This is a genomic window from Streptomyces sp. NPDC091280 (genome assembly GCF_044768565.1).
Taxonomy (GTDB): domain Bacteria; phylum Actinomycetota; class Actinomycetes; order Streptomycetales; family Streptomycetaceae; genus Streptomyces.
In genome coordinates this window covers 134,885-160,352 of the sequence record NZ_JBIVUZ010000010.1, presented here as the reverse complement: position 1 = coordinate 160,352, position 25,468 = coordinate 134,885, and the positions used below count along the sequence as shown (strand labels likewise).

Genomic DNA, 25,468 nt, shown 5'->3' with positions numbered 1-25,468 from the left:
ATCCCGGCGCCGCCGGCCCGTCCTCACCCACCGCCGTGCTTACTTCCGTACGGCGAACTTCATCAGTTCCCGCTCGTCGCCCTGCTTGATCTTTCCGGTCTCGTTGATGACCTGGAGCTTCCAACTGGCGCCGTCGCGGATCGCCTTGGCGACCGCGCAGCCGTTGTGGTCGCTGAGCAGGTTGGGCCAGATCTCGGCGACCTGCTGGGTGCTGCCGCCGGTCGCGTCGTACACCTTGAAGGCGATGTTGCGTGCCTTCTGGAAGGAGCTGCCCTTCTTGTAGGCGGCGGCGACGAAGACGATCGACGTGATGTTGCCGGGTATCCGCGCGAGGTCGACGGTCACCGTCTCGTCGTCGCCCTCGCCCTTGCCGGTCTGGTTGTCACCGCTGTGCACCAGCGAACCGTTGCCCAGCGGGTCCACGGAGTCGAGCCCCGCGAGCCGTACCGGGTCCGGACCCTGCATCGCGATGGCGATGAGATCGAGGTCGGTGCCGGCCTTCTGCCGCAGCTTCCCGATGATGCCGCCGCTGCTGCCGACGGAGGGGTCCCAGGACGCCCCGATCTCCAGATGGGTCACTCCGTCCAGATCCGCCGGACCGTCTTCCTTCGTGAGCGTGATCATGCGTGATCGATCCTCTTGATCGTGGGACTCAGACGCACGAATTCTGCCTTCTTGACCCGCCTTTGGGCTACTCCCGTCCTGAGGCGATGACGGCGAACGCCCCGGCCACCAGGGCCGCGAGCAGGAGTGGGTAGCGCAGGTCGTGGTGCAGGACCAGCCAGGCGCCGACGCACGCGCCGCCCGCCATCGACAGAGCCGCCGAGAGCCGGCGGAACGCGGCGGGGCCCCAGCGCTCGCCCGCGACCGTGTCGGCGACCAGGCCGGTCAGGGTCATCGTCAGCACGGTGGTGGTCGAGAAGCTGGTGACCTTGAGCTTGCGGACGGCCGCGTTGCGCAGGCCCATCGCGAAGGCGGTGAGGGCGATCAGCGGATGCGTGGTGGCGCTGTCGCCCGGTGCCGCCCAGGCGATCACCGCGGCCACGCCCACCAGCAGCGCCTCCGCGCCCAGACTCACCCGGGCCCACTTCCGGCGCGAGCCGGTGTCCATCCGTACCGCGATCCGGCCGCCGACCGCCGCGCCCACCAGGAACGCGCCCAGGGACGTGAGAGTGCGCGACACCGAGAAACCGGGCGCCCCGGCGGCGGCGAAGCCCAGGACCACCACGTTGCCGGTCATGTTCGCGGTGAAGACGTGCCCGAGCCCCAGATAGCTCGCCGCGTCGATCAGCCCGCTGACCATGGTCAGCCCGAGCAGGACGGCCACCAGCCGGACCCCGCGCGCCTCACGGTCGTAGGACTTGGGCTGTGTGTTCTGGTCCATGAACGCAATGTAGCGGCGGCCCCCGGTGTGCCGGGGACCGCCGCCGCGTGCGTGCGTGTGGGGGCCGGTGATCAGTACCAGCCGTTGGACTGCCAGAAGCTCCAGGCCGCGGCGGGGGAGCCGTAGCGGGAGTTCATGTAGTCCAGGCCCCACTTGATCTGCGTGGCGGGGTTGGTCTTCCAGTCGGAGCCGGCCGAGGCCATCTTCGAACCGGGCAGCGCCTGGACCAGGCCGTAGGCGCCGGAGGAGGAGTTCGTGGCGGTGACGTTCCAGCCGCTCTCGTGCTCGACGATCTTGCTGAACGCGTTGTACTGCGCGGCGCTCGGGATCATCTTGTGCGCGATCGCCTGGGCGGAGGAGGCGGAGGTCGTCGCGGCCTGGGCGGGAGCCGAGGTCAGCACCAGACCGGTGGTGGCGGCGGCCAGGGCGGCGGCGGTCAGGGCCTTCTTCGGGGAGGCGATGCGGGCGACGATGCGGGAGACGGACACGGAGAACCTGTTTCTTAGGGGACAGAGACGTCGTACGCCCGCCGGTGTCACGCGGTGCGCGGCCCCGGCAAGGCGTCGGCGCCGAGGCCCGTGAGGACTCGTCGGCGCCGTGCGACTGCTCCACAGAAGCACTCTCGATCCGTGTCCGCAAAGACCCCTTTTACTAGTTGTGGTCGCATGTGGGTGAATCGTCAACTGTGTGACGTGGCTCTCAAATCGCAGGTCAGAGGCCTTTAAGTCGCGTACATGCCACGCCTGTGCCCTACTAATCCACATCGTTGGTGACATGCGTCATGTGGGACGCTTCACCCGGTTCGTCCGTCGAAAGTGACCCGCGTCTCGAAGGCCGCCCGCCGCGTCGCCCGGCGCAGCGCCCGCAGCAGCGCCGGACCCGCGGTCAGCGTGAGCACGACGGTCACGACCGCCCGCCCCAGGTCCCAGCCCAGCGAGGTGGCCAGGCAGTACGCGACGAACCGGGCCAGATTCGCCGCCACCGCCGCCCCCGGGTCGAACGCCACCGACGAGGCCATCGCCCCCATGAAGGGCCAGCCGGCCAGGTTCATCGCGGTGCCGTACGCGAACGCGGCGAGGAAGCCGTAGCAGGCGAGCACCGCGATCTCGGCACGGCCGCGCAGCCGCTCCCGGCCCGGCAGCAGGCCCGCGCCCAGCGTGAACCAGCCCATCGCCAGCATCTGGAACGGCAGCCACGGGCCGACCCCGCCGGTCAGCAGCGCCGACGCGAACATCGTGACGTTGCCGAGCACGAACCCGAAACCGGGTCCCAGGACGCGTCCGCTCAGCACCATCAGGAAGAACATCGGCTCGATACCGGCCGTACCGGCGCCGACGGGGCGCAGGGCCGCACCCGTCGCGGCGAGCACACCGAGCATCGCCACCGCTTTGGGGCCGAGCCCCGACTCCGCGACCGCCGCCGCCGCGACGGCGACGAGCAGCACGAGCAGCCCCGCGAACAGCCAGGGCGCGTCCCGCGCGTGCGCGGCGACCCGCGAACCGGGCGGGGCGAGGAAGGGCCAGGTGAAGGCCGCGACCCCGGTGACGGTGACGAGGGCGAGGGCGGCGGTGGAGCGGGGGGAGAGGGGGATCGGACCCACACCTGTGCTCCCCGTCCTCCTTGTCCCCGTCCTCCCTGTCTTTGTCCTTGTCCTTGCCCTTGTCATGCCAGGGCCTCCCGTACTTCGGCGACGGTCAGCCATCGCTGCGGGGCGAGGATCTTGGCCGTCTGCGGGGCGAAGGACGGGGACGCCACGACCACCTCGGCGGTCGGGCCGTCCGCGATCACCTCCCCGTCGGCGAGGAGGACGACCCGGTGGGCCAGTTCGGCGGCGAGTTCCACGTCATGGGTGGCCAGGACGATCGCGTGCCCCTCGGCCGCGAGCGCGCGCAGGATCGCCACCAGCCGGGACTTGGCCGCGTAGTCGAGACCCCGGGTCGGCTCGTCGAGCAGGAGGAGGGGCGGGCGCGCCGTGAGCACGATCGCGAGGGCGAGCGCGAGGCGCTGCCCCTCGGAGAGATCACGGGGGTGGGTGTCGTCGGTCACACCCGGGAGGAGTTCGCGGACGAGGGCCCGGCAGGTGCCCGGCTCGGCGTCCGCGTCCGTGTCGGCCGCCGCGCACTCGGCGGCGACCGTGTCCGCGTACAGCAGGTCGCGGGGCTCCTGCGGGACGAGACCCGCACGGCGTACGAGGTCCCGGGGCGCCGTGCGATGCGGGGTGAGGCCGCCCACCTGGACCGATCCGGAGGTGGGCGCGACCAGACCGACGAGGGTGTTGAGGAGTGTGGACTTGCCGGCGCCGTTGCGGCCCATGAGGGCGACGGTCTCGCCCGGGGCGATGGTCAGGTCGACGCGGCGCAGCGCGTCGACACCGGCGCGCCGGACGGACAGGGCCCGGACTTCCGCCGTGCGGGCGCCGGTTGGGGCGGTACTCCTGCGGGAGCGCCAACGGCCCTTCGCCGGCCGGGAGTCGGGGAGCCGACCGGTGAACGGGGCCGCGCCGCGCGCCGGTTCGCGTCCGGCCAGGCGCTCCCGCAATCCGTCCGCCCGGCGCCGCGCGTCCCGCACGGTGAGCGGCAGGGGCGTCCACCCGGCGAGCCGGCCCAGGGCCACGACCGGTGGGTGCACGGGCGACACCGCCATCACCTCCGCCGGGCCGCCCAGGACCGGCGGCGCGCCCGAGGCCGGGAGCAGGACGACCCGGTCGGCGTACTGGACGACCCGTTCCAGCCGGTGTTCGGCCATGAGGACCGTGGTCCCCAGGTCGTGGACCAGGCGCTGGAGGACGGCGAGCACCTCCTCGGCGGCGGCCGGGTCCAGGGCGGAAGTCGGCTCGTCGAGGACGAGGACGTCCGGGTGCGGGGTGAGGACGGAACCGATCGCGACGCGCTGCCGCTGACCGCCGGAGAGGGTGGCGAGCGGGCGGTCCCGCAGTCCGGCGAGGCCCAGCAGATCGAGGGTCTCCTCGACGCGACGGCGCATCACGTCCGGGGCAATACCCAACGACTCCATGCCGTAGGCGAGTTCGTCCTCGACCGTGTCCGTCACGAAGTGGGAGAGCGGGTCCTGGCCCACCGTGCCCACCACGTCGGCGAGTTCACGCGGCTTGTGGGTGCGGGTGTCGCGGCCGGCGACCGTGACCCGGCCGCGCAGGGTGCCGCCGGTGAAGTGCGGCACCAGCCCGCTCACCGCGCCGAGCACCGTGGACTTGCCGACCCCCGACGGGCCGACCAGCAGGACGAGTTCGCCCTCCGGGACCTCGAAGTCGATTCCCCGGACGGCGGGTTGTGCGGCTCCGTCGTACGTCACGGAGACATCCTCGAAGCGGATCATGACGGTTCCCTGGAGGTGAGTGACGCGGGGGCCAGGCCCAGCAGTACGGCAGCGGCCGGCCAGAGCGGAAGGGTCGGCGCGACGAGCGGCACCGCACCGGGAGTGAGCGCGCCGGGGTCCAGGACGGAGGCGGCGGTGAGCAGCGCGGCGACCGCCGCCCCCGACCCGGCGACCAGCCACGCCCGCCGGTCCCACGGGTCGGGGCGGTAGCGGGTGCGCAGCGTACGACGGCCGCCGAGCCGCAGCCCCGCCGCCGCGGCGAGGACTCCGGCGAGCAGCAACGGCAGCCCGTAGCCGCCACCTTCGGCCGTGAGCAGTCCGTACGTCCCCGCGCACACCCCGAGCAGCCCGCCCAGCGTGAGGGCGCTCGTCGTGCGCCGTACGGAGGCGGGCACCTGTGCGCTGCGGCCGTAACCGCGCGCGTCCATCGCGGCGGCCAGGGCGACCGAGCGCTCCAACGCACCCTCCAGGACCGGGAGTCCGACCTGGAGCAGGCCGCGCGGGCCGCGGTCGGGACGGCCACGGAGGCGGCGGGCGGCGCGCAGCCGGCGGACGTCGGCGACGAGGTTCGGGGCGAAGGTGAGCGCCACGACCACCGCGACACCGGTCTCGTACAGGGCGCCCGGCAGGGACTTCAGGAGCCGTGCCGGGTTCGCCAGGGCGTTCGCCGCGCCGACGCAGACGAGCAGCGCGGCCAGTCTCAGACCGTCGTAGAACGCGAAGGCCAGGCCCTCGGCGGTGACCTCGCCGCCCAGGCGGATGCCCTGCGCCCAGTGGGGGAGCGGGACTTCGGGGAGCGTGAGGAGGGTGTGGGTGCCGGGGACGGGCGAGCCGAGGGCTGTCGCGAAGAACAGGCGGACGAGGAGGACGGCCAGGGCGAGTTTCGCGAAGGCGGCGTAGGAGCGGGACCAGGGGGCGGAGGTGCGGTGCGTCGCCACGACGTAGGCCGTGACCGTGATCAGGAGGGTGAGGAGGAGGGGGTTGGTGGTGCGGGTGGCGGCGGTGGCGAGCCCCAGGGACCAGGTCCACCAGGCGCCCGGGTGGATGGAGTCGGGCCCGCTCCGCTCACGCATGTCCGCGCCTGCGGGCCTGCCACACCGCCGCCGCGGCCAGCAGCGCGATGACCGCCGCGCTCGCCGTCAGACCCAGCGCGTGGTCCTCGTGGTGTGCCGGGGTGGTCTGTTCCCCGCAGCCCTGGTCCGGGTAGCCGTCGATCGCGCACAGCAGGGCGTTCGGGTCGTAGCGCAGCGGCTTCGCGACCGCCGCGAGCGCCTCTGCCGTCGTGGCGTCGGGGGAGACGGTGGCGCAGGCGGTACGGCGGGCGGGCGGGGTCTCCTCGGAGGGCGCGTCGGACGCCGTGCCGAAGTCGATGACGAGAGCGACGCGCTTCTTCCCGTCCACGGCCGGGGATTTGGCGCAGATCGACGTGAAGTCGACTGCCGGGCCCCGGGGTTGCCGCGCGTCGGCCGAGTCCTCGCTCACCGCGAAGCGGAAGCCCTGCACGTCCCCGTCGGCGGGACGGCTGGTGGCGGGGCCCTGGGTGGCGTACGTCCAGTGGGTGCCGGTGCGGTCCCAGAACGACCAGTAGCGGTAACCGGCCGCCTGGGCGGGGGAGTTGGCGGCGACGGCGAGCACGAGCGCGGTGAGCAGGAGGACGGGGACGCGGACGGGGGAGGGGCGGCGGGTCACTGCTGCCGCCCACGCCCGCGGCCACGGACGAACAGCACGGCACCGGCCGCGGCCACGACCAGGAGAGCGCCGCCGACCGCCCAAGCGACCTCCGAGGAACCATCGTTGCCGTCGGAGGCCGCCCTGACCTCCGGGCCGGTCGCGTTCAGCAGGGAGACGAGGTCCTGGCCGCCGAAGTCGTGGACGTCGGCGCCCTTCGCGGTGGTCGCCACGAACACGAGCTGCGCGTAGGCGGCCGGACCTCCCCGCGCGGCCCACGCCTTCGCGTGGGTCTCCAGCCAGCGCAGCGGCTTCGCGGCCTGGTCGTGCAGGCCGAGCGACGACAGCGCGACGACCGCGTCGGCCGTGTTGCCGTAGTCGGGCTGCGGCTCGGCGCCCGGGAGGGCCGTGGTGAGGTGGCCGTCCTTGGCCAGGGCCCGGGTGAGCCAGCGGGCGCCGTTGCGGCTCAGCGTCGTCCCGGAGGCGCCGGAGTCCGGCCGCGCGCAGTCCGCGGGGGCCCCGGCGTCGTCCCGCCGGCTCCCGGCGAGCGACTGGCCGGCCAGGCCGAGCACGGCGGCGGCCGTCGCGTCCGCGTTGGCGACCAGCCCGCCCTTCTTGTCCGGCTGGTAGGCGAAGGCGCCCGCGTCCGTACCGCCGTCGCAGGGCAGCGCCAGCTTCCGGAGAGCGTCGTAGGGGGACTTCCCGTCCTTCCGGACGTTCGGCACGGTCACTCCGGCGGCGCCGAGCGCGTCCATGACGACGCCGGTGGAGTTCGCGTCACTGGCACCGCCGGGGGAGTATCCCCAGCCGCCGTCCGGGTTCTCGACGGACTTCAGCCAGGCGACGGCCCTGGCCACCCGCGCGTCGTGGGAACCGGCCAGCGCCGCGAGGGCCTGTACGGCGGCGGCCGTGCTGTTCGTGTCGACCACGACCTTGGCGTCGCACGCCTTGCCGGGGTCGGCCCGGAACGCCGCGAAGGCCCCGTCGGCGCACTGCTGCCCGGCCAGCCACGCCACCGCGCTGTCGGCGGGCCGCACACCCACCGCGTCCTGCGCGAGCAGGGCCAGGGACTGACGCCACACGCCGTCGTAGGTGGGGTCGGAGGTGCCGTAGAGCCCGGCGGGTATCGCGACGGAGGGCGACGGGGACGGACCGGCGGCGGCGACGGGTGTCGCGGCGCTCACGGTGACGGTGATGCCGACGGCCAGGGCCGCGGCGCTGCGGCGGACGTTCATGATCGGCGGATGCCTTCCCCTACGGGGAGCAGGGCAGCACGGGAACACCCCCGGGCGGCTCGGCTCCGTATTCCTCGACGGCGCGTGCGAGCCGGTCACGTACCGTACGGGGCGGTCCGGCTCACCGGCCCCGGAGGGACGGATCACGGTTGCGGGTCAGCGCCGGAATTGCACCGGCTTTCCCCCGTACGGGTGTGATGACGACCCGGTCACTCTACGGGGAACCTGGGTGTCGGCTGTGGGGAGGGGGTGCCCGGCCGCGGTCGTGCGGTCACCAGGCCGGCCGGAGCCGGTCGACGGCCGGTCCGGTCCGGAACCGGTCTCAGACCCGGACCGGCGCCCCCGCCCCGACCCCCGTCGGCTGGCACAGGACCAGTGCCAGGTCGTCGGTGGGCGGTCCGCCGGTGTGGGCGAGCAGGCGTTCGTACAGGGCGTGCAGTGCCGCGTCCGGTGTCGGTTCGCTCAGCGCCGTCGCGCACTCGGTGAGCAGGGCGAACGGGGTGCCGTCGAGGGCGCGGGACTCGGTGAGGCCGTCCGTGTAGAGGAGGAGGCGGTCGCCGGGCTGGAGACGGACCCGGTACTGCTGCGGGTCCGGGCACAGTCCCAACGGCAGTGCCGGGACCCGGGGTTCGAGGAGTTCCAGGCGCTGCCCGGAGCGCAGGGGCGCCGGATGGCCGCAGTTGACGAGCCGCACCTCGCCGGGACCGAACTCGGCCAGCACCGCCGTGACGAAGTCCTCCGGACCGAGACCGGGCGCCAGCCGGGCGTCCAGCGCCTTCGCCAGGGTCGTCAAGTCCGGTGCCGTAGAGGCGAGTTCACGGAACCCGACGAGTGTGTCGGCGGCCGTCCGCAGCGCGTCGAGCCCGTGCCCGCGCGCGTCCCCGACCAGCACCCGCAGACCGTACGGCGTCACCGCGAGGTCGTACAGGTCGCCGCCGACGGAGGACTCGGGGTGCGCGCAGTGGTAGCGGGTGCTGACCTGGGTGCCGGAGAGGGTGCGGGAGACGGGCCGCAGGATCGCCTCCTGGGTGATCCGGGCCACCTCCCGCGCCTCCGCGAGCCGCGCCCGCAGCCGGCCGTGCCGCCGTGCCGCGTACACACCGCACGCGCAGCCGACCAGCAGCGCGCCCCAGCGGACGGCGAACCCGGCGTTCAGCTGCGCGTCCGAGCCGAGGCCCGCCGCCAGCGCGAGCAGCACCGTCCAGCAGCAGACCAGGAGGGTCCGGCGGGCGCCCAGGAAGGTGGCGGCCATCAGCGGGCCGAGCGCCAGCAGCGGCAGGACCGGCTGCACCCGGCCGATCAGCAGGCCCGGCGTGGCCGCCAGCAGACAGCCGGCCGGTGCGACGAGCAAGCGACCGCCCCCGTTCATCGTGTTCATGCCTCTCGCGTCTTCATGTCCCTCATGTCCCCATGTCCCCCGCGTTCACGTCATGACGATCGCGGAATTCGCGGCTCCGTACCTGCCGCACGGGGGAGTTGACCGGCCCTCGATCACAAGTCGTCCGACCGGGACGACGAATGATCGAAAAGGGTGGCCGTTCCGGTGGCCTCAGGGCTTTTCCGGACAGCCGTGGGCGCGGTTCCCGGACCCGCGCACGCCGTCGCCGACGTACGGACACACTGGCCTCGTGCCGGACAGGACCGACCGGGGGAACCCGCGCGACGCCGACAGCCATGGGAGCGATGGGAGCGATGGGAGTCATGCGAGCCATGGGGACCATGGGAACGACAGGAGCCATGGAAGCCACGGAAGCCATGGGGACCACCATGCGGGCCATGGGAATCTGCCGCCGGAGACGCCGGGTTTCGTCGGGCGGCGCGTCGAACTCGACCGGCTGCGGGCCGCGTTGGACCCGGACACCGGGTCTGCCCGGCCGGTCAGTGTCGTCGGGGTCGGCGGCGTCGGCAAGACCCGGCTCGCGCTGCGTGCGGCGGCGCGGGTCCGGGACGCGTATCCCGACGGGGTGTGGCTGACCGAGCTGTCCCCCCTGCGCACCTCCGGACTCGTGGATCTCGCCGTCATGGAGACTCTCCGGCTCGTCGACCAGTCCACCCGGCCGGTGATCGACGTCATCGCCGAATGGGCCCACGGCAGAAGGCTGTTGCTCGTCCTCGACTCCTGCGAACACGTCCTCGCGGACTGCGCCAGATTCACCGCCGCGCTCCGCTCCCGCCTGCCCGGACTGCGCCTCCTGCTCACCAGCAGGGAACGGCTCGCACTGCCCGGCGAGGACGTCCTGCGCCTCCCGCCGCTGCCCGTGGACGACCGCCCCGGCGCCCCCACCGGACCAGGCGCCGGTGACGCCGTGGAACTGTTCGCCGAGCGCGCCGCAGCCGCCGGACGCCCGCTGCCCGCCGACGATCCGGCCGTCCGCGCGACCGCCGTGGCCGTCTGCCGCCGCCTCGACGGCATCCCGCTGGCCCTCGAACTGGCCGCCGCCCGCCTGACCGAGCTGACCCTCGACCAGCTCCACACCCGCCTCGACCAGCTCCACACCCGCCTCGACCAGCTCCACGCCGGCCTCGGCGAACGCCTGCCCGTCCCCCCGCCCTTACCGTCCTTACCGGACCCGTCCGCCTTACCGTCATCGCCGGACCCGTCCGCGCCGCCCGTCCCCCCGCTCTCGTCCTCGCCCCTCGACCTGCTGGTCTCCGCCCCGGGCGAACGCCCGCCCCGCCACCAGACCCTGCGCACCGCCATCGGCTGGAGCCACGAACTGTGCGCCCCGCTCGAACGGCTGCTGTGGGCGCGGCTGTCCGTCTTCAGCGGCGGCTTCTGCCTGGAGGCCGTACGGCAGGTCTGCGCGGGCGGGCCGCTGCCGCAGGAGCGGATCGCCGGGCTGCTGGACCGGCTCGTGGCCCAGTCCATCGTGCTGCCCGACCCCGTCATCTCGGCCCGCTTCCGGATGCTCGACACCGTCCGCGAGTACGGCGCCGACTGGCTGCACGCCCTCGGTGAGGAACACGCCGTACGACGGCGCCACCGCGACCACTACGCCCGCCTCGCCCGCGAGGGCTGCGCCGAGTGGAACACCGGACGGCAGGTCGCCTGGTGCGAGCGCGTGCTGACCGAACACGCCAATCTGCGTGCCGCGGTCGACTGCGCGCTCGCCGAGCCGGCCGGCGAACGGTGGTACGCGGCCGTGGAGATGGCCGGCCACGTCGGCTTCCTGTGGCGGCACTGCGGCTACCTCCGCGAGGCCCAGCACTGCCTGGACCAGGCCCTCGCCACCGACTCGCCGCCCGGCCCCGGCCGCACCCTCGCCGTGTGGTCGCGCGGCGCGGTCGCCATCCTCCAGGGGGACCAGGAGGCGGCGGCCAACTGGGCGGTGCGCTGCGCCGACGCGGCCCGCGAACAGGGCTCCCCGGTCGCCCAGGTCGCCGCCGTCTACCTCAGGGGCGGCCACCTGGCCCTCACCGGACGGCAGGCCGAGGCGATCGACGTCCTCGCCGCCGCGCCCCAACTCCCCGTCCAGGACGACGGGTTCGGCGCCGCCCAGTTGCAGGCGCGGCTCGCACTGTCCCTCGCGCACGTGCTGCGCGGCGAGTTCGAGCGCGGCCGTGCGGTCGCCGACGAGGTGCGCACGGTCGGCCGTGAACAGGGCGAGTACTGGTGCGGGGCCTTCGCCGACTACCTGATCGCCCAGGCGGACCTGGCGCGCGGCGACCTGCCGGCGGCCGTGCTCGGCGCCCGCACCTCGGTCGCCGGTCACGCCCTGCTGCACAACACCGTCGGCGCCGCCATGTCCCTCGACCTGCTGGCCGCCGCCGTCGTCGCCGCGGGCGACGCCCACCGCGCGGCCCGCCTCCTCGGCATCGGCACCCGCCTGTGGGAACTCACCGGCCGTGCCCAGATGGACTCCCCGGACCTGATCGCCACCCGCCGCACCTGCGAACTCCGCGTCCGCGCCCACCTCGGCGACACCGCCTACACGACCGGCTACCGGGCGGGCCTGGCGATGTCCTACGACGAGGGGATCAGCTATGCGACGAGCCGCCGTTGACGCGGGGTCGGCCCGCCGAACGGCAGGAACAGGGTCCGGGTGGCGATCAGCCAACTCCCCTCCACCCGGCGGAAGGTGTCCTCGTAGTGCCCGACCTGGACCGGTGGTCCGGCGGGCACCTGGCCGCCGTGATGGCCGTCGATCCGGTACGTCGTGAAGTACGCCGTCGAGATCGCCGAGCCGGGGGAGGTGAGGGTGACCAGGACGTTCGACATCAGGCGCCGCGAGAGCCGGTCGGCGGGCCGGGCGCCGAAGTACGTCCGCAGCGCCTGCCGCCCCTCGATCAGCCGGTTCCCCTCCGGCCACTCCCAACTGCCGTCCTCGGTGAACAGTTCGGCGACGGAGGACGGTTCGCCGAGATCGAGCTGGCGGACGAAGTCCAGGACGACGCGCTCACAGGCACGTTCGGCGATGAGCTGCTGCGAAGGGTCCAGGTCCATGCGGTCGTTGGTACCAGCAGCACCCCGTCCTCCACGACCGAATTACACCGCCACGTACGTCACCGGTTCGCTCCCCGTCATGACCTCCGCCTGTCCCAGTTTCACCAGTCGCCGTAGATGGGCCTCCGCCTCGGACACCGCGATGTTTCTCGACGGGAAGGGGATCTGGGCCCAGGGCCGGTTCCACTCCATCCGCTCCGCGACCTGCCAGGCGGTGAGCGGTTCGGCGAGCAGGGAGAGCAGGCCGGTCAGGCGGTCCTCGTGGTGGGCGAGCAACTCCCTTACCCGGCCCGGCGCGTCGGTGAAGGTGTGCTGGTGCGCCGGGAGCACCTCGGCGGGCGCGAGCCGCCCGATCCGCTCCAGCGAGTCGAGGTAGTCGCCGAGCGGGTCGGCGATCGTGGCGTCGTCCGGGTCCTCGTACAGGCCGATGTGCGGGGTGATCTCGGGGAGCAGGTGGTCGCCGGAGAACAGCCGTCCCTGGCCGGGGAGTTGGGCCGGATGCTCCTCCTCCAGGTGCAGACAGACATGGCCCGGGGTGTGGCCCGGCGTCCAGATCGCGCGCAGTCGCCGCCCCGCCAGGTCGAGGAGTTCGCCGGGCACGATCTCCCGGTCGGGCAGCGCGGGCGCGAGCCCCGGCACACTGCGCGGGCGGGCCGCGCGCAGCGGCGCGAGATGCTCCTCGGGGGCACCGGCCGCCGCCAGCTTCGCGGTCATGAACGCCAGCCAGCGGCCCGGTTCGGTGGAACGGGCCCGCCGTACGATCGCCGTGTCCGCCGCGTGCATCGCGAGCCACGCCCCGGACGCCTCGCGCACCCGCCCGGACAGGCCGTGGTGGTCGGGGTGGTGGTGGGTGATGAGCACGCCGTGCACCTCGCCGACCCCCGTGCCGCAGGCTTCGAGGCCCGCGACGAGGGTGTCCCAGGAGGCCGGATCGTCCCAGCCGGTGTCGACCAGGACCGGGCCGCGGTCGGTGTCGACGACGTAGACGAGTGTGGTCCCAAGTGGGTTGTCGGGGATGGGGACTTCGATGGACCGAACACCGCCGCCGTGGTCGCGGACCTGACCCGTGGACGTCATGGACTCCCCAATCGCCGCCTTCCGGCCACTATACGTGGACTCCATCGACCGGAACTGGTATTCAGTGCTCGTATCTGATGGATCGTCAGACTGCGGTTCAGGCAGCGGTACCGGGGAGGCGTTCGGCCATGACGGAGCTCGTGGAACACCGACAGCTGTTCATCGGCGGGGAGTTGACCGACCCCCTGGGCAAGGACGTCATCGAGGTGATCTCCCCGCACACGGAGGAGGTCATCGGACGCGTCCCGCACGCGTCGAAGGAGGACGTGGACCGCGCGGTCTCCGTGGCCCGCCGGGCCTTCGACGAAGGACCCTGGCCGCGCATGACACTCGACGAACGGCTCGCCGTCGTCACCCGCATCAAGGACGCGATAGCCGCCCGGTACGAGGAGATCGGCCGCGTCATCTCCTCCGAGAACGGGTCGCCGTACTCCTGGAGCATCCTCGGGCAGGCCCTCGGCGCGATGATGGTGTGGGACGCGGCGATCACCGTCGCGAAGAACTTCACCTACGAGGAACGGCGCGACGGCGTCCTCGGCAAGATCCTGGTACGGCGGGAGCCGGTCGGGGTCGTGGCCGCCGTCGTCCCGTGGAACGTCCCGCAGTTCGTGGCCGCCGCCAAGCTGGCCCCCGCGCTGCTCACCGGCTGCACGGTGATCCTCAAGCCGTCGCCCGAAGCGCCCCTGGACGCCTATCTGTTGGGCGAGATCGCCAAGGAGGCCGGGCTGCCGGACGGTGTCCTGTCGATCCTGCCCGCCGACCGCGAGGTCAGCGAGTACCTGGTCGGACACCCCGGCATCGACAAGATCTCCTTCACCGGCTCGGTCGCGGCCGGCAAGCGCGTGATGGAGGTCGCCGCCCGTCATCTCACCCGCGTGACACTGGAGTTGGGCGGCAAGTCGGCGGCGATCGTACTGCCCGACGCCGACCTCACGACCTCCGTCCCCGGCATCGTCTCGGCGGCCTGGATGAACAACGGCCAGGCGTGCGTCGCCCAGACCCGCATCCTCGTACCCCGCTCGCGCTACGACGAGTTCGCGGACGCCTTCGCGGCGGCGGCGAGCGCCCTCGTGGTCGGCGACCCGCTCGACCCGGCCACCCAGGTCGGCCCGCTGGTCGCCGAGCGCCAGCAGCGGCGCAACCTCGACTACATCCGCATCGGCCAGGAGGAGGGCGCCAAGATCCTCACCGGCGGCGGCCGTCCACCCGGCCTCGACCGCGGCTGGTACGTGGAGCCGACCCTCTTCGGAGACGTCGACAACTCCATGCGCATCGCCCGCGAGGAGATCTTCGGCCCGGTCATCTGCCTTCTCCCGTACGGCGACGAGAGCGAGGCCGTGAAGATCGCGAACGACTCCGACTACGGGCTGAGCGGCAGCGTGTGGACGGGGGACGTGGCCCACGGCATCGACATCGCCCGCCAGGTCCGCACCGGCACCTACAACGTCAACACCTTCAGCCTCGACATGCTCGGCCCCTTCGGCGGCTACAAGAACAGCGGTCTGGGACGGGAGTTCGGGCCCGAGGGCTTCTCCGAGTTCCTCGAACACAAGATGATCCACCTCCCCGCCGGCTGGGAGGGGTGAACGGGGGATGGGCGACCGCTGGCAGGTCGAGGTCGACCGTTCCGTCTGCATCGGCTCGGCCCAGTGCGTCCACCAGGCCCCCGGCCGCTTCCGCCTCGACTCGGCCATGCAGTCCCACCCGGCCGAACCGGAGACCGACGCCAACGAGCGCATCCTCGCGGCGGCGGAGGGCTGCCCGGTGGAGGCCATCATGATCACCCTGCTGGGCAGCGGGGAGCCGGTGTTCCCGCCGGAGGAGTAGCTGGAGCAGCGGGAGCGGCAGGGGAGTTGGAGCCCTGGGCGATCAGGCGGTCAGGTGATCAGGAGGGCGGCGAACAGCGCGCGGGCGCGGGTGCCGTCGGGCTGTGCCCAGACGCCGGTGACCTGGCCGAGCGCGCCCTCGGGCGCCGTGGAGCCGGGGGTCAGTACCCGTTCCAGCCGCAGGGTCGGCCCGTCCGGTACGGCGAACTCGGTCGCCTTGTCGGTGTCTTCGGGCGCGCCGAGGGCGGGGACGGGCACCGTGCCGGTCCAGGAACGGGCGACCTCCCGGTCCAGGGTGTGGGAGACGCTCTGCGCCTGCGCCCGGGTCCGCCCCTCGACGAGCGCCGCCAACTCGGCGGTCAGCACCGGGTCGTGGCAGCCGTCGTAGGCCCAGCGCGGGCCGAGCACGCCGTGCTCCATGGTGCCGACCAGGGCGGCTTCGGCGCCGGGGAGCGGGGCGGCCCGGTAGGTGAGCGGTACGAGATGGGCCGCCGGGCCGGCGGTGACGACCATGAACTCGATGCCGACCTCGCCCTCGGGGTCGTCGAGCCGGAAACCGCCCGCCTTCACCAACTCCGGTGCGGCGGGCCCGTGATACCAGGGGCGGGTGGGCAGCCAGGTGGTGAGGAGTTCGAGTTTGGTGGGCCTGAGATCCGTGCGGTGGATGATCGACATGCCCCGATTATCGGTCGGTGCCCGGCTCCGTGAGGTCGATGAGGCGGCACACCGTCTCGATGTCGATCTTCACCTGGGCGATGGACGCGCGGCCCGACAGCCAGGTGATCAGGGCCGAGTGCCAGGTGTGCTCGATCACGCGGACGGCGGAGAGCTGCTCCGGCGTCGGGTGCTCCAGGCCCATCGCGTCCAGGATGATCACCGTGGTCTGCCGGGAGACCTGGTCGACCTCGGGAGAGACGCTGCGGTCCGCGAAGGTCAGCGCGCGGACCATCGCGTCGGCGAGATGCGGCTCGCGCTGGAGGGCGCGGAACGCCCGCATCAGGGTCTCCGCGACCCGCTCGGCCGCGCCCTCGCCGCCCGGCGGCTTCTTCCGCAGCGTGCCGTGCATGTGCTCCAGCTGGTCCTGCATCGTGGCGACCAGCAGATGCACCTTGGACGGGAAGTACCGGTACAGCGTGCCGAGCGCGACCTGCGAGGACTCCGCGACCTCCCGCATCTGCACGGCGTCGAAGCCGCCCCGGCTGGCCAGCTGGGCGCTCGCGTGCAGGATGCGGCGCCGGCGCGCCTCCTGCCGCTCGGTGAGGGGCGGCGAGGTCCGCGCAGTGGCTTCGGGCTTGGTCTCCACTGGCATGGCTCCCGTTCCGTGACTGCTTCCGTGACTGTCGGTGAGGGCGGGTGATCGGACCGATCATGGCAGGGCGCCGGCCGTGGTGTGAATCACCTGATCCACTTCTCACAGCGCCCGTACCGGCCGGTAGATTCAGAACCTCCTGGACGATCAAGTCTGAAACTTGTTCTAGATTAGCGTCCCGGCGTAATCTCGCGGGACAGTGCAGGCAGAAGGGGGCTCAGAGTGACCGCTGAGGCCAGTCAGGCGGGTCCCCAGGAGGACTCCGCAGCAGACGGCGAGCGACCGCTCCGTATCGCACTCCTCACCTATAAAGGGAACCCGTTCTGCGGTGGCCAGGGCGTCTACGTCCGCCATCTCTCCCGCGAACTGGCCCGCCTCGGGCACCGCGTCGAGGTCATCGGCTCGCAGCCCTACCCCGTCCTCGACGAGGGCTGCGACGGCGTCTCGCTGACCGAGCTGCCCTCGCTCGACCTCTACCGCTCCCCGGACCCCTTCCGCACCCCGAAGCGCGACGAGTACCGGGACTGGATCGACGCCCTCGAAGTCGCCACGATGTGGACCGGCGGCTTCCCCGAACCCCTCACGTTCTCGCTCCGCGCCCGCCGCCATCTGCGCGCCAGACGCGGCGAGTTCGACGTCGTGCACGACAATCAGACGCTGGGCTACGGGCTGTTGGGAGACGTCGGCGCGCCCCTGGTGACGACGATCCACCACCCCATCACCGTGGACCGGCAGTTGGAGCTGGACGCGGCGGAGAACCGCCGCCAGCGGATGTCCAAGCGCCGCTGGTACGCCTTCACCCGCATGCAGAAGCGCGTCGCCCGCCGCCTGCCGTCCGTCCTCACCGTCTCCGGCACCTCCCGCCAGGAGATCGTCGACCACCTCGGCGTCCGTAACGACCGCATCCACGTCGTCCACATCGGCGCCGACACCGACCAGTTCTCCCCGGACCCCTCCATACCCCGGGTGCCGGGCCGGATCGTCACCACGTCCAGCGCGGACGTCCCCCTCAAGGGCCTCGTCTTCCTCGTCGAGGCCCTGGCGAAGGTCCGCACCGAACACCCCGACGCCCACCTGATCGTCGTCGGCAAACGCCCCACCCAGGGCCCGGTCGCCCAGGCCGTCGAGCGCTACGGCCTCGAACGCGCCGTCGAGTTCGTGAAGGGCATCTCCGACGCCGAACTCGTCGACCTCGTCCGCTCGGCCGAGGTCGCCTGCGTCCCCTCGCTCTACGAGGGCTTCTCGCTCCCGGCGGCGGAGGCGATGGCCACCGGGACACCGGTCGTCGCGACGACCGGCGGGGCCATCCCGGAGGTCACCGGGCGCGACGGCGAGACCTGCCTCGCGGTGCCGCCGGGGGACCCCGGCGCCCTGGCGACCGCGCTGAGCCGCCTGCTGGCCGACCCGGAGCTGCGGGCACGGCTGGGCCGGGCCGGACGCGAACGGGTACTGGCCCGGTTCACCTGGGCCAGGGCCGCCGAGGGCACGGCGGCCAGGTACCGCGAGGCCATCGCGGGCCGTACGACCTCTCCATCACCGTCCTCCACCAGTGCCACCGGCATCTCTCCCGAAAGCAGGGCCACGTGCTGACCGTCGACTTCTCCCGGTTCCCGCTCGCCCCTGGCGACCGTGTCCTGGACCTCGGGTGCGGCGGCGGGCGGCACGCGTTCGAGTGCTACCGGCGAGGCGCGCGGGTCGTCGCCCTCGACCAGAACGCCGAGGAGATCCGCGAGGTCGCCAAGTGGTTCGCGGCGATGGAGGAGGCCGGCGAGGTCCCGGCCGGCGCCACCGCCACCGCGATGGAGGGCGACGCGCTCCAACTCCCCTTCCCCGACGAGTCGTTCGACGTCGTGATCATCTCCGAGGTCATGGAGCACATCCCGGACGACAAGGGCGTGCTCGCCGAGATGGTCCGGGTCCTCAAGCCCGGCGGCCGGATCGCGATCACCGTCCCGCGCTACGGCCCCGAGAAGGTCTGCTGGGCCCTCTCGGACGCCTACCACGAGGTCGAGGGCGGCCACATCCGCATCTACAAGGCGGACGAACTCCTCACCAGGATCCGCGAGGCCGGCCTCAAGCCCTACGGCACCCACCACGCGCACGCGCTGCACGCCCCGTACTGGTGGCTGAAGTGCGCGTTCGGCGTGGACAACGACAAGGCGCTGCCGGTGCAGGCGTACCACAAGCTGCTGGTCTGGGACATCATGAAGAAACCCTTCGCCACCCGGGTCGCCGAACAGGCGCTGAACCCGCTGATCGGCAAGAGCTTCGTGGCCTACGCGACCAAGCCGCACCTCCCCCTGGCGGAAGCCAAGTGACCGCTCCCCGGACAGAACACCTCGTCCTGCCCGGGGTCCTCACCGCGGAGGAGGCCGCCGCGACCGTCGCCGGCATCCTCGCCGTGCAGCGGGAGGACGGGGCGATCCCCTGGTTCCGGGGCCATCACCTCGACCCGTGGGACCACACCGAGGCCGCGATGGCGCTGGACGCGGCGGGCGAACACGAGGCCGCCGAGCGGGCGTACACCTGGCTGGCCCGGCACCAGAACGAGGACGGCTCCTGGTACGCGGCCTACGCCGACGGCGACGCGCACGATGTCACCGACCGGGGCCGCGAGACCAACTTCGTCGCCTATGTGGCCGTGGGCGTCTGGCACCACTACCTCTCCACCGGCGACGACACGTTCCTGGACCGGCTGTGGCCCACGGTGTACGCGGCGGTCGAGTTCGTGCTGCGGTTGCAGCAGCCGGGCGGGCAGATCGGCTGGAAGCGGGAGGACGACGGCACGGACACGGCCGACGCGCTGCTGACCGGTTCCTCCTCGATCCACCAGGCGCTGCGCTGCGCGCTCGCCATCGCCGAACAGCGCGAAGAGCCGCAGCCCGACTGGGAGTTGGCGGTCGGCGCGCTACGGCATGCCATCCGGCGGCATCCGGAACGCTTCCTGGACAAGGACCGCTACTCCATGGACTGGTACTACCCGGTCCTGGGCGGCGCGTTGACCGGTACGGAGGCCAAGTCCCGTGTGGAGGAGGGCTGGAGCCGGTTCGTCGTGCCCGGACTCGGAGTGCGGTGCGTCGTCCCCAACCCGTGGGTCACGGGCGGCGAGTCGGCCGAACTCGCCCTCGCGCTGTGGGCGTTGGGCGAGTCCGACCGCGCGCTGGAGATCCTCCAGTCGATCCAGCATCTGCGCGACGCGCAGAGCGGGCTGTACTGGACGGGCTACGTCTTCGAGGACGACGCGGTATGGCCGCGCGAGCTGACGACGTGGACCGCGGGGTCGCTGCTGCTGGCGGTGGCGGCGCTGGGCGGACATGACGCGACGTGCGCGGTGTTCGGGGCCGAGCATTTGCCGGGCGGGCTGGACCCGGACTGTTGTTAGGCGCGGGCCGGTGTGCGCGACCAGCCACGACGCACCCGCACCCGCCCGCCGGTCAGGAGCGATGCACCCGGTTGGCGATGGCGTGGCCGATGAAGAGGTACACGATCGCGGCCAGGCCGTAGCCGCACACCACCCGCGCCCACGCCTCGTCGAAGGTGAACAGGTCACGGGACCAGCCGGCCAGCCAGTTCGCCGTGCGGTGGACGAACTGCACGAGCTCGTTCGCGCGGTTGGCGTCCAACAGGTACATCACTATCCACAGGGCCAGAATGAGGGCCATGACGTCGGCAATGATCACGATGACATTGCCGGCCGAGTTCGAACCGCGTCGGTAGTAGGGGGACATGCCCACCGGATTGCCGCTCCGCCCGCGCTGAAACCAGGCACCGGTGAACCCGAACGGCGTCCCCCGGGTGGCGCAACCGTCCGGGCCGGGTGAGGCTGCCGGGGTAAGGACACCCACTCGGGGAGAACCCCGGAGGATTCCGTGCCCGTACCGATACGGCGCCTCTTCGTGGCGCTCACCCTGTGCTGCGCCCTGCTCGCCGGCGCCACCGCCTGCGGCAGCGCCACCGACGACGCCACCGAGAACACCGCCGCCGTCGTGGCCGCGGCCACCCCGAGCCCCAGCACGACCGCCGAGCGCCAGAGGCTGGCCAAGACCCGCTTCGTCGCGAACGCGGGCCTCGCCGCCGGTGCCAGCTACCAGTGGATCGTGAAGCCCTGGAAGGCCGGCAAGTTCAAGAAGGGCGCGAGCGGACGCCGGTTCGCCCTGGTCAAGGCGGGCCTCGCGGGCGCGTTCGCGTACAACCGGCTCAAGGCGGCCAAGAAGAACGCGCAGGGCGACCCCACGCTCTCCAAGGCGCTCGCCCCGCTGACCGCCGGCATCGACTCCCTCAAGGACCTGCCGTCCAAGCTCCGCAAGGGCGACTCGACCGACGCGACGGCGAGTTCCTTCGACGACATCATCAACAAGGTCAAGGACGCCGGGAAGAGCGCGGGCGCCGAGGTGACCGACAAGGTGCCTTCGGCGGGACAACTCGCCGGCGGCTGAGTCCCTGTCGGTACCTAGGAGTTGAGCTCCGCCAGCACCCGCAGCGTGTGCGGGTCGGGCGCAAGGGCCAGCAGGTCCGTCACCGGGCCCTTGCGCCACAACTCCAGCCGCTCCGCGATCCGTTCGCGCGGGCCGACGAGCGAGATCTCGTCGGCGAACGCGTCCGGCACGGCGAGGACGGCCTCCTCCCGGCGTCCGCCGAGGAACAACTCCTGTATCCGCCGGGCCTCTTCCTCGTACCCCATGCGGGCCATCAGATCGGCGTGGAAGTTGCGGGCCGCGTGCCCCATCCCGCCGATGTAGAAGCCGAGCATCGTCTTCACCGGGAGCAGTCCCTCGGCGACGTCGTCGCAGACCCTCACCTGCGCCATGGGAGCCACCAGGAAGCCGTCCCGGAAGCCGGTCGTGCCGTAGACCTCGGGGCGGCTCGGCGACCAGTACAACGGCAGCCAGCCGTCGGCGATTCGGGCGGTCTGCGCCACGTTCTTCGGCCCCTCGGCTCCCAGCAGCACCGGCAGGTCGGAGCGGAGCGGGTGGGTGATGGACCGGAGCGACTTGCCGAGCCCGGTCCCGTCCGGGCCCCGGTACGGATGCGAGTGGAACCGCCCGGCCAACTCGACCGGCGCCTCCCGCCGCAGCACCTGCCGTACGACCTCGACGTACTCCCGGGTCGCGGTCAGCGGCGACTTGGGGAACGGCCGCCCGTACCAGCCCTCGACCACCTGCGGCCCGGACAGCCCGAGCCCGAGCATCATCCGCCCGCCCGAGAGATGGTCGAGGGTGAGCGCGTGCATCGCGGTGGTGGTCGGCGAGCGGGCCGCCATCTGCGCAACGGCCGTCCCCAGCTTGATCCTTGAGGTCTGCGCGGCGATCCAGGTCAGGGGAGTGAAGGCGTCGGAACCCCAGGACTCGGCCGTCCACACCGAGTCGTAGCCGAGCCGCTCCGCCTCCTGGGCCAGCGGCACATGGTCGGCGGAGGGCCCGCGCCCCCAGTACCCGAGTGCGAGACCGAGCCGCATGTCGCCTCCACAGTCCGCCATCTGACGGTTCGTCAGCCAGTCGATGGAACGGCTGCGACTGTACGACAACGGCCCCCCGCCCGGAAGGGCGAGGGGCCGCGGGAGACGGTACGGGGTTCAGCCGCGCTGGATCCCGGACGTGTCCTGCAACACGCCGCGACGGCCGTCCTGCGTCTGCGCGATCAGCGCGGCACCGCGCTGCTCGACCGCCAAGTACCAGGTACCCGGCGCGAGTTCGGCGATCGGCGACGGCGCGCCGTCCTCCGCGAACAGCGGCCGGGCCACCGGCACGGCGAACCAGAACGGCGAGAAGTCCCCGCCCGGAGCGGGCGCCGGCTGCGGCTGCCCGAACGGCTGCGCGGTCTGCGCCTGCTGCGGCGGAGTGCCGTACGACGGCTGCGGCGCACCGGCACCGGCGCCCGGGTAGCCGTAACCACCGGGCGGCTGGGCGCCGTAGGGTTGCGGGGCGACCGGCTTGGGGGCCGGGACGAGGGCGACCTGGAGGGCCGGGACGAGCGGCGTCGCCACGGCGGCGCCGGCCAGCACGAGCGCGGCGATGAAGCCGAGGACGAGGCCGGCCCCCGCGCTGACGTTGTCGCCGACGTCCACCAGCGTCCAGAACAGGGCCCACGCGGTGAGCACCGTGAACGCCACGCCGACTGTCCCGAGGTCCAGGCCCAGGATCTTGCGCGGCTGGGGCAGGCTGCGGTTGACGACGATGAGCGCGGCACCGATGACGCCGCCCATGTAGGTGCCCAGGCCGTTGCCGAGGCTCGTCCACGCGGTGATGTCGAGGTTGTACCCGTTGGCCGTGTAGAACTTGAGGAACGACGCGATGAAGAGCAATACCGCTGCCCCGATCACCACGCCGTCGCCTCGTGTGAGGGAGCGGATATTCACTTCAGGTCCTTCGTAGGTCGTCTCGTCGTCGGTTGACCCTATCGTCCACCTTGCCAGGGTGTCCGCCCGGATCAGCCCACTGATCGTTACCCGCGCAGGAAACTCACGATTCCCTCAGAGATCCCCTGCGCCGCCGCCTGTCTCCAGGCGCCGTTCGTCAGCAGTGCGGCATCCTTGCTATCGCGCATGTTGCCGCACTCGATGAATACCTTGGGAACCGTTGACAGATTGAGACCGCCCAGGTCCTTACGCGTGACGAGACCGGTGCCGTCACCGACGTAGTTGGCGGGCGGCTCGCCCGTCGCACGCCGGTAGTCGCTCTCGATGTTGCGGCCGAGAACGGCGGAAGGGGCCACGATGGCACGGGTGTCGGCGGCGCCCGCGTGCACCGAGCCCGGCAGGATCACATGGAAACCGCGGTCGCCGACCGGTGCGCCGTCCGCGTGGATGGAGATCGCGGCGTCCGCGTGCGCGTCGTTGCCGATCTTCGCGCGCTGGTCGACGCAGGGTCCCCAGGACGGGGAGCCGCCGTCGTGGGTCAGCTTCACCGTGGCGCCCTGCCGCTCCAGGATCTTCTCCAGCCGGTGGGACACGTCCATCGTGAACTGGGCTTCCGCGTAACCCGCGTTGGTGGACGTCCCGGTGGTGTCGCACTCCTTCCAGTTGGTGCCGATGTCCACCTTGCGGTTGATCTCGGCGGTGTGCTGGAAGTTGGTGATGTTGTGCCCCGGGTCGATGACGACGACCTTGCCGGTGAGGGGCCGGGAGTTCGGCGGCTTGTCGTCGTTCGACGCGCCGACGTTCGGCGACCCGGCCGCACTCGACGCCACCGCCGACGCCGACGCGCCGGCCGCCGCGCTCCCCGAGTCACCGGACCCGCCCACCGCCTCGTACACGAACCACCCGACCAGCGCCCCCGGCACCAGCGCGACCAGCGCCACCGTCAGGGGCCCCCGGCGGGGACGACGGGACTGCGGAGAATCGAATTCCGGACCTACGTACGACACGTGAGCCACCCTAACCGCCCACCGCGGCCTGTTTGCCGAAGCGGCAACAAGAGTCGTGGGTGGGCGGGGGCGGGGCGCAGGATCGTCGGACCAGCCCCCGTCGAGGAGGACTCATGACCATGGTCGAGGACGCCGTCCACCGACTCGTTCCCGCCCCCGCCGGCCGTATCCACCTCGTGGAACAGGGCACCGGACCGCTCGTCCTGCTGGTGCACGGCTTCCCGGAGTCCTGGTACTCGTGGCGGCATCAGCTGCCCGTGCTGGCCGCGGCCGGCCATCGCGCGGTCGCCGTCGACGTGCGCGGCTACGGGCGCTCCTCCAGGCCCCAGGACATGTCGGCGTACCGGATGCTCGACCTCGTCGAGGACGCCGTGGCCGTGGTGCGCGCGCTCGGCGAGCGGTCCGCGGTGATCGTCGGCCACGACTGGGGCGCGGGCATCGCCGCCCACTCCGCCCTCCTGCGGCCGGACGTCTTCCGCGCCGTGGCACTCCTGAGCGTCCCCTACGCCCCGCGCGGCGGCCCGCGCCCCGGCGAGATCTTCGCGGGGATGGGCGGCGACGAGGAGTTCTACGTCTCCTACTTCCAGGAGCCCGGCCGCGCCGAGGCCGAGATCGAACCAGACGTACGCGGCTGGCTCGCCGGTTTCTACGCCGCCTTCTCCGCCGACACGATGCCCGGACCCGGCGCCCCCGATCCGCACTTCGTGACCCGCGACGGCGGCACACTGCGCGAGCGCCTCCCGACGGCGGCCGGACTGCCCGGCTGGCTGTCCGAGGACGAACTCGACGTCTACGCGGGCGAGTTCGAGCGGACGGGACTCACCGCCGCCCTGAACCGCTACCGCAACATGGACCGCGACTGGGCCGACCTCGCCGACTACGACGGCGCGCCCGTCACCCAGCCGTCCCTGTTCCTGGGCGGCTCCCTGGACGCCTCCACCACCTGGCTGTCCGACGCCGTCGCGGCCTACCCGACGACCCTGCCGGGCCTGCGGGGCTCGCACATCCTGGAGGGCTGCGGCCACTGGATCCAGCAGGAGCGGCCCGCCGAGGTCAACCAGTACCTGACGGACTGGCTGGCCGGACTGCCGCGTTGAGCCCCGGAGTTCAGATCCCGGCGCCCGTGCGCCGCAGCACCCGCAGCGAGTCCGTCGCCGACACCTCCGTGAACGCACCTGATGCCAGGGCCCGTCGGTAGACCCGGAACGGGGCCTGGCCGGTGAACTCGTCCTCGGGCTCCGGGAACACGTCGTGGATGACGAGCAGCCCGTCCTGGGCGACGTGCGGGGCCCAGCCCTCGTAGTCGGCGTTGGCGTGCTCGTCGGTGTGCCCGCCGTCGATGAACACGAGGCCGAGGGGACCGCCCCAGACGCGTGCCACCTGGGGCGACCGCCCGACGAGCGCCACCACGTGCTCCTCAAGTCCCGCCCGGTACACGGTCCTTCGGAACGTGGGCAACGTGTCCATCAGCCCGATCTCCGGGTCGACGGTCTCCGGGTCGTGGTAGTCCCACCCCGGCTGCTGCTCCTCGCTGCCCCGGTGATGATCGAGCGTGAGCACGGTGACACCGGCCGCGCGGGCCGCGTCGGCGAGGAGAAGGGTGGACCGCCCGCAGTACGTCCCCACCTCCAGCAACGGCAGCCCGAGCCGCCCGGCTTCCACGGCGGCGGCGTACAGGGCGAGCCCCTCATCAAGAGGCATGAACCCCTTCGCGGCCTCGAACGCGGCCAGGATCTCGGGCTTGGGTGCCGGAGGCATGGAACGGTCCCTTCGGTGCGGAGACTTCGTGAGCGCCGCCAAGGCTACGCGCCGAAGGGGCGCGGGGAACTG

General features: G+C 72.4%; 26 protein-coding genes and 1 riboswitch. Of the genes, 8 read left to right on the top strand and 18 right to left on the bottom strand.

What is annotated here, in order from left to right; all coding sequences use genetic code 11:
- Positions 1-39: 39 nt before the first annotated feature.
- The 9 genes from ACIQPR_RS29215 to ACIQPR_RS29175 form a co-directional block, all read right to left on the bottom strand.
- Entirely contained in the window at positions 40-624 is a 585-nt protein-coding gene (locus ACIQPR_RS29215; protein WP_403654305.1) for a TerD family protein, read from the bottom strand.
- A gap of 67 nt (positions 625-691) precedes the next feature.
- The gene (locus ACIQPR_RS29210) at positions 692-1,384 is read right to left on the bottom strand and encodes a YoaK family protein (protein ID WP_403654303.1); all 693 of its coding nucleotides are present in this window, start codon (positions 1,382-1,384) and stop codon (positions 692-694) included.
- 71 nt (positions 1,385-1,455) lie between these two features.
- Positions 1,456-1,872 carry a transglycosylase SLT domain-containing protein gene (locus ACIQPR_RS29205; protein ID WP_019067160.1) on the bottom strand — a complete coding sequence of 139 codons (417 nt, stop codon included), beginning with the start codon at positions 1,870-1,872 and terminating at the stop codon, positions 1,456-1,458.
- 305 nt (positions 1,873-2,177) lie between these two features.
- On the bottom strand, positions 2,178-3,050 hold the full coding sequence (locus ACIQPR_RS29200; protein WP_403654301.1) for an ECF transporter S component: 873 nt from the start codon (positions 3,048-3,050) through the stop codon (positions 2,178-2,180).
- Positions 3,047-4,717 carry an ABC transporter ATP-binding protein gene (locus ACIQPR_RS29195; protein ID WP_403654299.1) on the bottom strand — a complete coding sequence of 557 codons (1,671 nt, stop codon included), beginning with the start codon at positions 4,715-4,717 and terminating at the stop codon, positions 3,047-3,049. The genes ACIQPR_RS29200 and ACIQPR_RS29195 overlap by 4 nt, the downstream gene beginning before the upstream one ends.
- Positions 4,714-5,790 carry a CbiQ family ECF transporter T component gene (locus ACIQPR_RS29190; protein WP_403654297.1) on the bottom strand — a complete coding sequence of 359 codons (1,077 nt, stop codon included), beginning with the start codon at positions 5,788-5,790 and terminating at the stop codon, positions 4,714-4,716. Before ACIQPR_RS29190 ends, ACIQPR_RS29195 begins: the two co-directional genes overlap by 4 nt.
- Positions 5,783-6,406: an SCO2322 family protein gene (locus tag ACIQPR_RS29185; protein WP_403654296.1), complete on the bottom strand. Its 624-nt coding sequence runs from the start codon at positions 6,404-6,406 to the stop codon at positions 5,783-5,785. Before ACIQPR_RS29185 ends, ACIQPR_RS29190 begins: the two co-directional genes overlap by 8 nt.
- Positions 6,403-7,620 (bottom strand): prenyltransferase/squalene oxidase repeat-containing protein, encoded by a 1,218-nt coding sequence (locus ACIQPR_RS29180; protein ID WP_403654294.1) that lies wholly within the window; start codon positions 7,618-7,620, stop codon positions 6,403-6,405. Before ACIQPR_RS29180 ends, ACIQPR_RS29185 begins: the two co-directional genes overlap by 4 nt.
- Before the next feature lie 92 nt (positions 7,621-7,712).
- Positions 7,713-7,844: riboswitch (cobalamin riboswitch) on the bottom strand.
- Between the two features lie 98 nt (positions 7,845-7,942).
- Complete coding sequence (locus ACIQPR_RS29175) at positions 7,943-8,998, bottom strand: PP2C family protein-serine/threonine phosphatase (RefSeq protein ID WP_403654292.1); 1,056 nt, start codon at positions 8,996-8,998, stop codon at positions 7,943-7,945.
- A 469-nt stretch (positions 8,999-9,467) separates the two neighbouring features.
- Between ACIQPR_RS29175 and ACIQPR_RS29170 the strand changes: the two genes are divergently transcribed.
- Positions 9,468-11,624, top strand: a complete 2,157-nt coding sequence (locus ACIQPR_RS29170; protein ID WP_403654290.1) for an ATP-binding protein — start codon at positions 9,468-9,470, stop codon at positions 11,622-11,624.
- On the opposite strand, the gene ACIQPR_RS29165 is transcribed toward ACIQPR_RS29170, so the two are convergent.
- The gene (locus ACIQPR_RS29165; RefSeq protein WP_403654288.1) at positions 11,603-12,064 is read right to left on the bottom strand and encodes a nuclear transport factor 2 family protein; all 462 of its coding nucleotides are present in this window, start codon (positions 12,062-12,064) and stop codon (positions 11,603-11,605) included. The two genes, ACIQPR_RS29170 and ACIQPR_RS29165, sit on opposite strands and share 22 nt — an antisense overlap.
- A gap of 42 nt (positions 12,065-12,106) precedes the next feature.
- Positions 12,107-13,141 (bottom strand): MBL fold metallo-hydrolase, encoded by a 1,035-nt coding sequence (locus tag ACIQPR_RS29160; RefSeq protein ID WP_403654286.1) that lies wholly within the window; start codon positions 13,139-13,141, stop codon positions 12,107-12,109.
- Positions 13,142-13,269: 128 nt separating this feature from the next.
- On the opposite strand from ACIQPR_RS29160, the gene ACIQPR_RS29155 reads away from it, so the two are divergent.
- Positions 13,270-14,727 carry an aldehyde dehydrogenase gene (locus tag ACIQPR_RS29155; RefSeq protein WP_403654285.1) on the top strand — a complete coding sequence of 486 codons (1,458 nt, stop codon included), beginning with the start codon at positions 13,270-13,272 and terminating at the stop codon, positions 14,725-14,727.
- A 7-nt stretch (positions 14,728-14,734) separates the two neighbouring features.
- Complete coding sequence (locus tag ACIQPR_RS29150; RefSeq protein ID WP_403654284.1) at positions 14,735-14,968, top strand: ferredoxin; 234 nt, start codon at positions 14,735-14,737, stop codon at positions 14,966-14,968.
- Positions 14,969-15,018: 50 nt separating this feature from the next.
- Here the strand turns inward: ACIQPR_RS29150 and ACIQPR_RS29145 are convergent, their stop codons facing one another.
- A complete protein-coding gene (locus ACIQPR_RS29145) occupies positions 15,019-15,642 on the bottom strand; it encodes a 1,4-alpha-glucan branching protein (protein ID WP_403654282.1) in 624 nt (207 codons plus the stop codon).
- Between the two features lie 7 nt (positions 15,643-15,649).
- Positions 15,650-16,276, bottom strand: a complete 627-nt coding sequence (locus ACIQPR_RS29140; protein ID WP_403654281.1) for a TetR family transcriptional regulator — start codon at positions 16,274-16,276, stop codon at positions 15,650-15,652.
- Between the two features lie 222 nt (positions 16,277-16,498).
- Here ACIQPR_RS29140 and ACIQPR_RS29135 point away from each other — a divergent pair, with 222 nt between their 5' ends.
- From ACIQPR_RS29135 to ACIQPR_RS29125, 3 genes are read left to right on the top strand one after another with little or no spacing between them, the layout of a single operon-like run.
- The gene (locus ACIQPR_RS29135; RefSeq protein WP_403654279.1) at positions 16,499-17,866 is read left to right on the top strand and encodes a glycosyltransferase family 4 protein; all 1,368 of its coding nucleotides are present in this window, start codon (positions 16,499-16,501) and stop codon (positions 17,864-17,866) included.
- Entirely contained in the window at positions 17,860-18,594 is a 735-nt protein-coding gene (locus ACIQPR_RS29130) for a class I SAM-dependent methyltransferase (RefSeq protein WP_403654277.1), read from the top strand. Before ACIQPR_RS29135 ends, ACIQPR_RS29130 begins: the two co-directional genes overlap by 7 nt.
- Positions 18,591-19,658, top strand: a complete 1,068-nt coding sequence (locus ACIQPR_RS29125; protein WP_403654275.1) for a prenyltransferase — start codon at positions 18,591-18,593, stop codon at positions 19,656-19,658. The genes ACIQPR_RS29130 and ACIQPR_RS29125 overlap by 4 nt, the downstream gene beginning before the upstream one ends.
- A gap of 52 nt (positions 19,659-19,710) precedes the next feature.
- On the opposite strand, the gene ACIQPR_RS29120 is transcribed toward ACIQPR_RS29125, so the two are convergent.
- Positions 19,711-20,004, bottom strand: a complete 294-nt coding sequence (locus ACIQPR_RS29120; RefSeq protein WP_403654273.1) for a hypothetical protein — start codon at positions 20,002-20,004, stop codon at positions 19,711-19,713.
- A 141-nt stretch (positions 20,005-20,145) separates the two neighbouring features.
- Here ACIQPR_RS29120 and ACIQPR_RS29115 point away from each other — a divergent pair, with 141 nt between their 5' ends.
- Positions 20,146-20,712 carry a hypothetical protein gene (locus tag ACIQPR_RS29115; RefSeq protein WP_403654271.1) on the top strand — a complete coding sequence of 189 codons (567 nt, stop codon included), beginning with the start codon at positions 20,146-20,148 and terminating at the stop codon, positions 20,710-20,712.
- Positions 20,713-20,726: 14 nt separating this feature from the next.
- On the opposite strand, the gene ACIQPR_RS29110 is transcribed toward ACIQPR_RS29115, so the two are convergent.
- The 3 genes from ACIQPR_RS29110 to ACIQPR_RS29100 form a co-directional block, all read right to left on the bottom strand.
- On the bottom strand, positions 20,727-21,731 hold the full coding sequence (locus tag ACIQPR_RS29110; RefSeq protein ID WP_403654269.1) for an LLM class F420-dependent oxidoreductase: 1,005 nt from the start codon (positions 21,729-21,731) through the stop codon (positions 20,727-20,729).
- Between the two features lie 117 nt (positions 21,732-21,848).
- Entirely contained in the window at positions 21,849-22,631 is a 783-nt protein-coding gene (locus ACIQPR_RS29105) for a hypothetical protein (RefSeq protein WP_403654267.1), read from the bottom strand.
- An 86-nt stretch (positions 22,632-22,717) separates the two neighbouring features.
- Positions 22,718-23,638 carry an N-acetylmuramoyl-L-alanine amidase gene (locus ACIQPR_RS29100; RefSeq protein ID WP_403654265.1) on the bottom strand — a complete coding sequence of 307 codons (921 nt, stop codon included), beginning with the start codon at positions 23,636-23,638 and terminating at the stop codon, positions 22,718-22,720.
- A 113-nt stretch (positions 23,639-23,751) separates the two neighbouring features.
- Between ACIQPR_RS29100 and ACIQPR_RS29095 the strand changes: the two genes are divergently transcribed.
- Positions 23,752-24,735, top strand: a complete 984-nt coding sequence (locus ACIQPR_RS29095) for an alpha/beta fold hydrolase (RefSeq protein ID WP_403654262.1) — start codon at positions 23,752-23,754, stop codon at positions 24,733-24,735.
- A gap of 10 nt (positions 24,736-24,745) precedes the next feature.
- Here the strand turns inward: ACIQPR_RS29095 and ACIQPR_RS29090 are convergent, their stop codons facing one another.
- Positions 24,746-25,396 carry a class I SAM-dependent methyltransferase gene (locus ACIQPR_RS29090; RefSeq protein WP_403654259.1) on the bottom strand — a complete coding sequence of 217 codons (651 nt, stop codon included), beginning with the start codon at positions 25,394-25,396 and terminating at the stop codon, positions 24,746-24,748.
- Between the last annotated feature and the right edge of the window lie 72 nt (positions 25,397-25,468).

Coding starts and splice junctions, on each gene's coding strand:
- ACIQPR_RS29215 (WP_403654305.1), bottom strand. CDS start 624: ATGATCACGCTCACGAAGGAAGACGGTCCGGCGGATCTGGACGGAGTG.
- ACIQPR_RS29210 (WP_403654303.1), bottom strand. CDS start 1,384: ATGGACCAGAACACACAGCCCAAGTCCTACGACCGTGAGGCGCGCGGG.
- ACIQPR_RS29200 (WP_403654301.1), bottom strand. CDS start 3,050: ATGACAAGGGCAAGGACAAGGACAAAGACAGGGAGGACGGGGACAAGG.
- ACIQPR_RS29195 (WP_403654299.1), bottom strand. CDS start 4,717: ATGATCCGCTTCGAGGATGTCTCCGTGACGTACGACGGAGCCGCACAA.
- ACIQPR_RS29190 (WP_403654297.1), bottom strand. CDS start 5,790: ATGCGTGAGCGGAGCGGGCCCGACTCCATCCACCCGGGCGCCTGGTGG.
- ACIQPR_RS29180 (WP_403654294.1), bottom strand. CDS start 7,620: ATGAACGTCCGCCGCAGCGCCGCGGCCCTGGCCGTCGGCATCACCGTC.
- ACIQPR_RS29175 (WP_403654292.1), bottom strand. CDS start 8,998: ATGAACACGATGAACGGGGGCGGTCGCTTGCTCGTCGCACCGGCCGGC.
- ACIQPR_RS29165 (WP_403654288.1), bottom strand. CDS start 12,064: ATGGACCTGGACCCTTCGCAGCAGCTCATCGCCGAACGTGCCTGTGAG.
- ACIQPR_RS29160 (WP_403654286.1), bottom strand. CDS start 13,141: ATGACGTCCACGGGTCAGGTCCGCGACCACGGCGGCGGTGTTCGGTCC.
- ACIQPR_RS29155 (WP_403654285.1), top strand. CDS start 13,270: ATGACGGAGCTCGTGGAACACCGACAGCTGTTCATCGGCGGGGAGTTG.
- ACIQPR_RS29150 (WP_403654284.1), top strand. CDS start 14,735: ATGGGCGACCGCTGGCAGGTCGAGGTCGACCGTTCCGTCTGCATCGGC.
- ACIQPR_RS29145 (WP_403654282.1), bottom strand. CDS start 15,642: ATGTCGATCATCCACCGCACGGATCTCAGGCCCACCAAACTCGAACTC.
- ACIQPR_RS29140 (WP_403654281.1), bottom strand. CDS start 16,276: ATGCCAGTGGAGACCAAGCCCGAAGCCACTGCGCGGACCTCGCCGCCC.
- ACIQPR_RS29120 (WP_403654273.1), bottom strand. CDS start 20,004: ATGTCCCCCTACTACCGACGCGGTTCGAACTCGGCCGGCAATGTCATC.
- ACIQPR_RS29110 (WP_403654269.1), bottom strand. CDS start 21,731: ATGCGGCTCGGTCTCGCACTCGGGTACTGGGGGCGCGGGCCCTCCGCC.
- ACIQPR_RS29095 (WP_403654262.1), top strand. CDS start 23,752: ATGACCATGGTCGAGGACGCCGTCCACCGACTCGTTCCCGCCCCCGCC.
- ACIQPR_RS29090 (WP_403654259.1), bottom strand. CDS start 25,396: ATGCCTCCGGCACCCAAGCCCGAGATCCTGGCCGCGTTCGAGGCCGCG.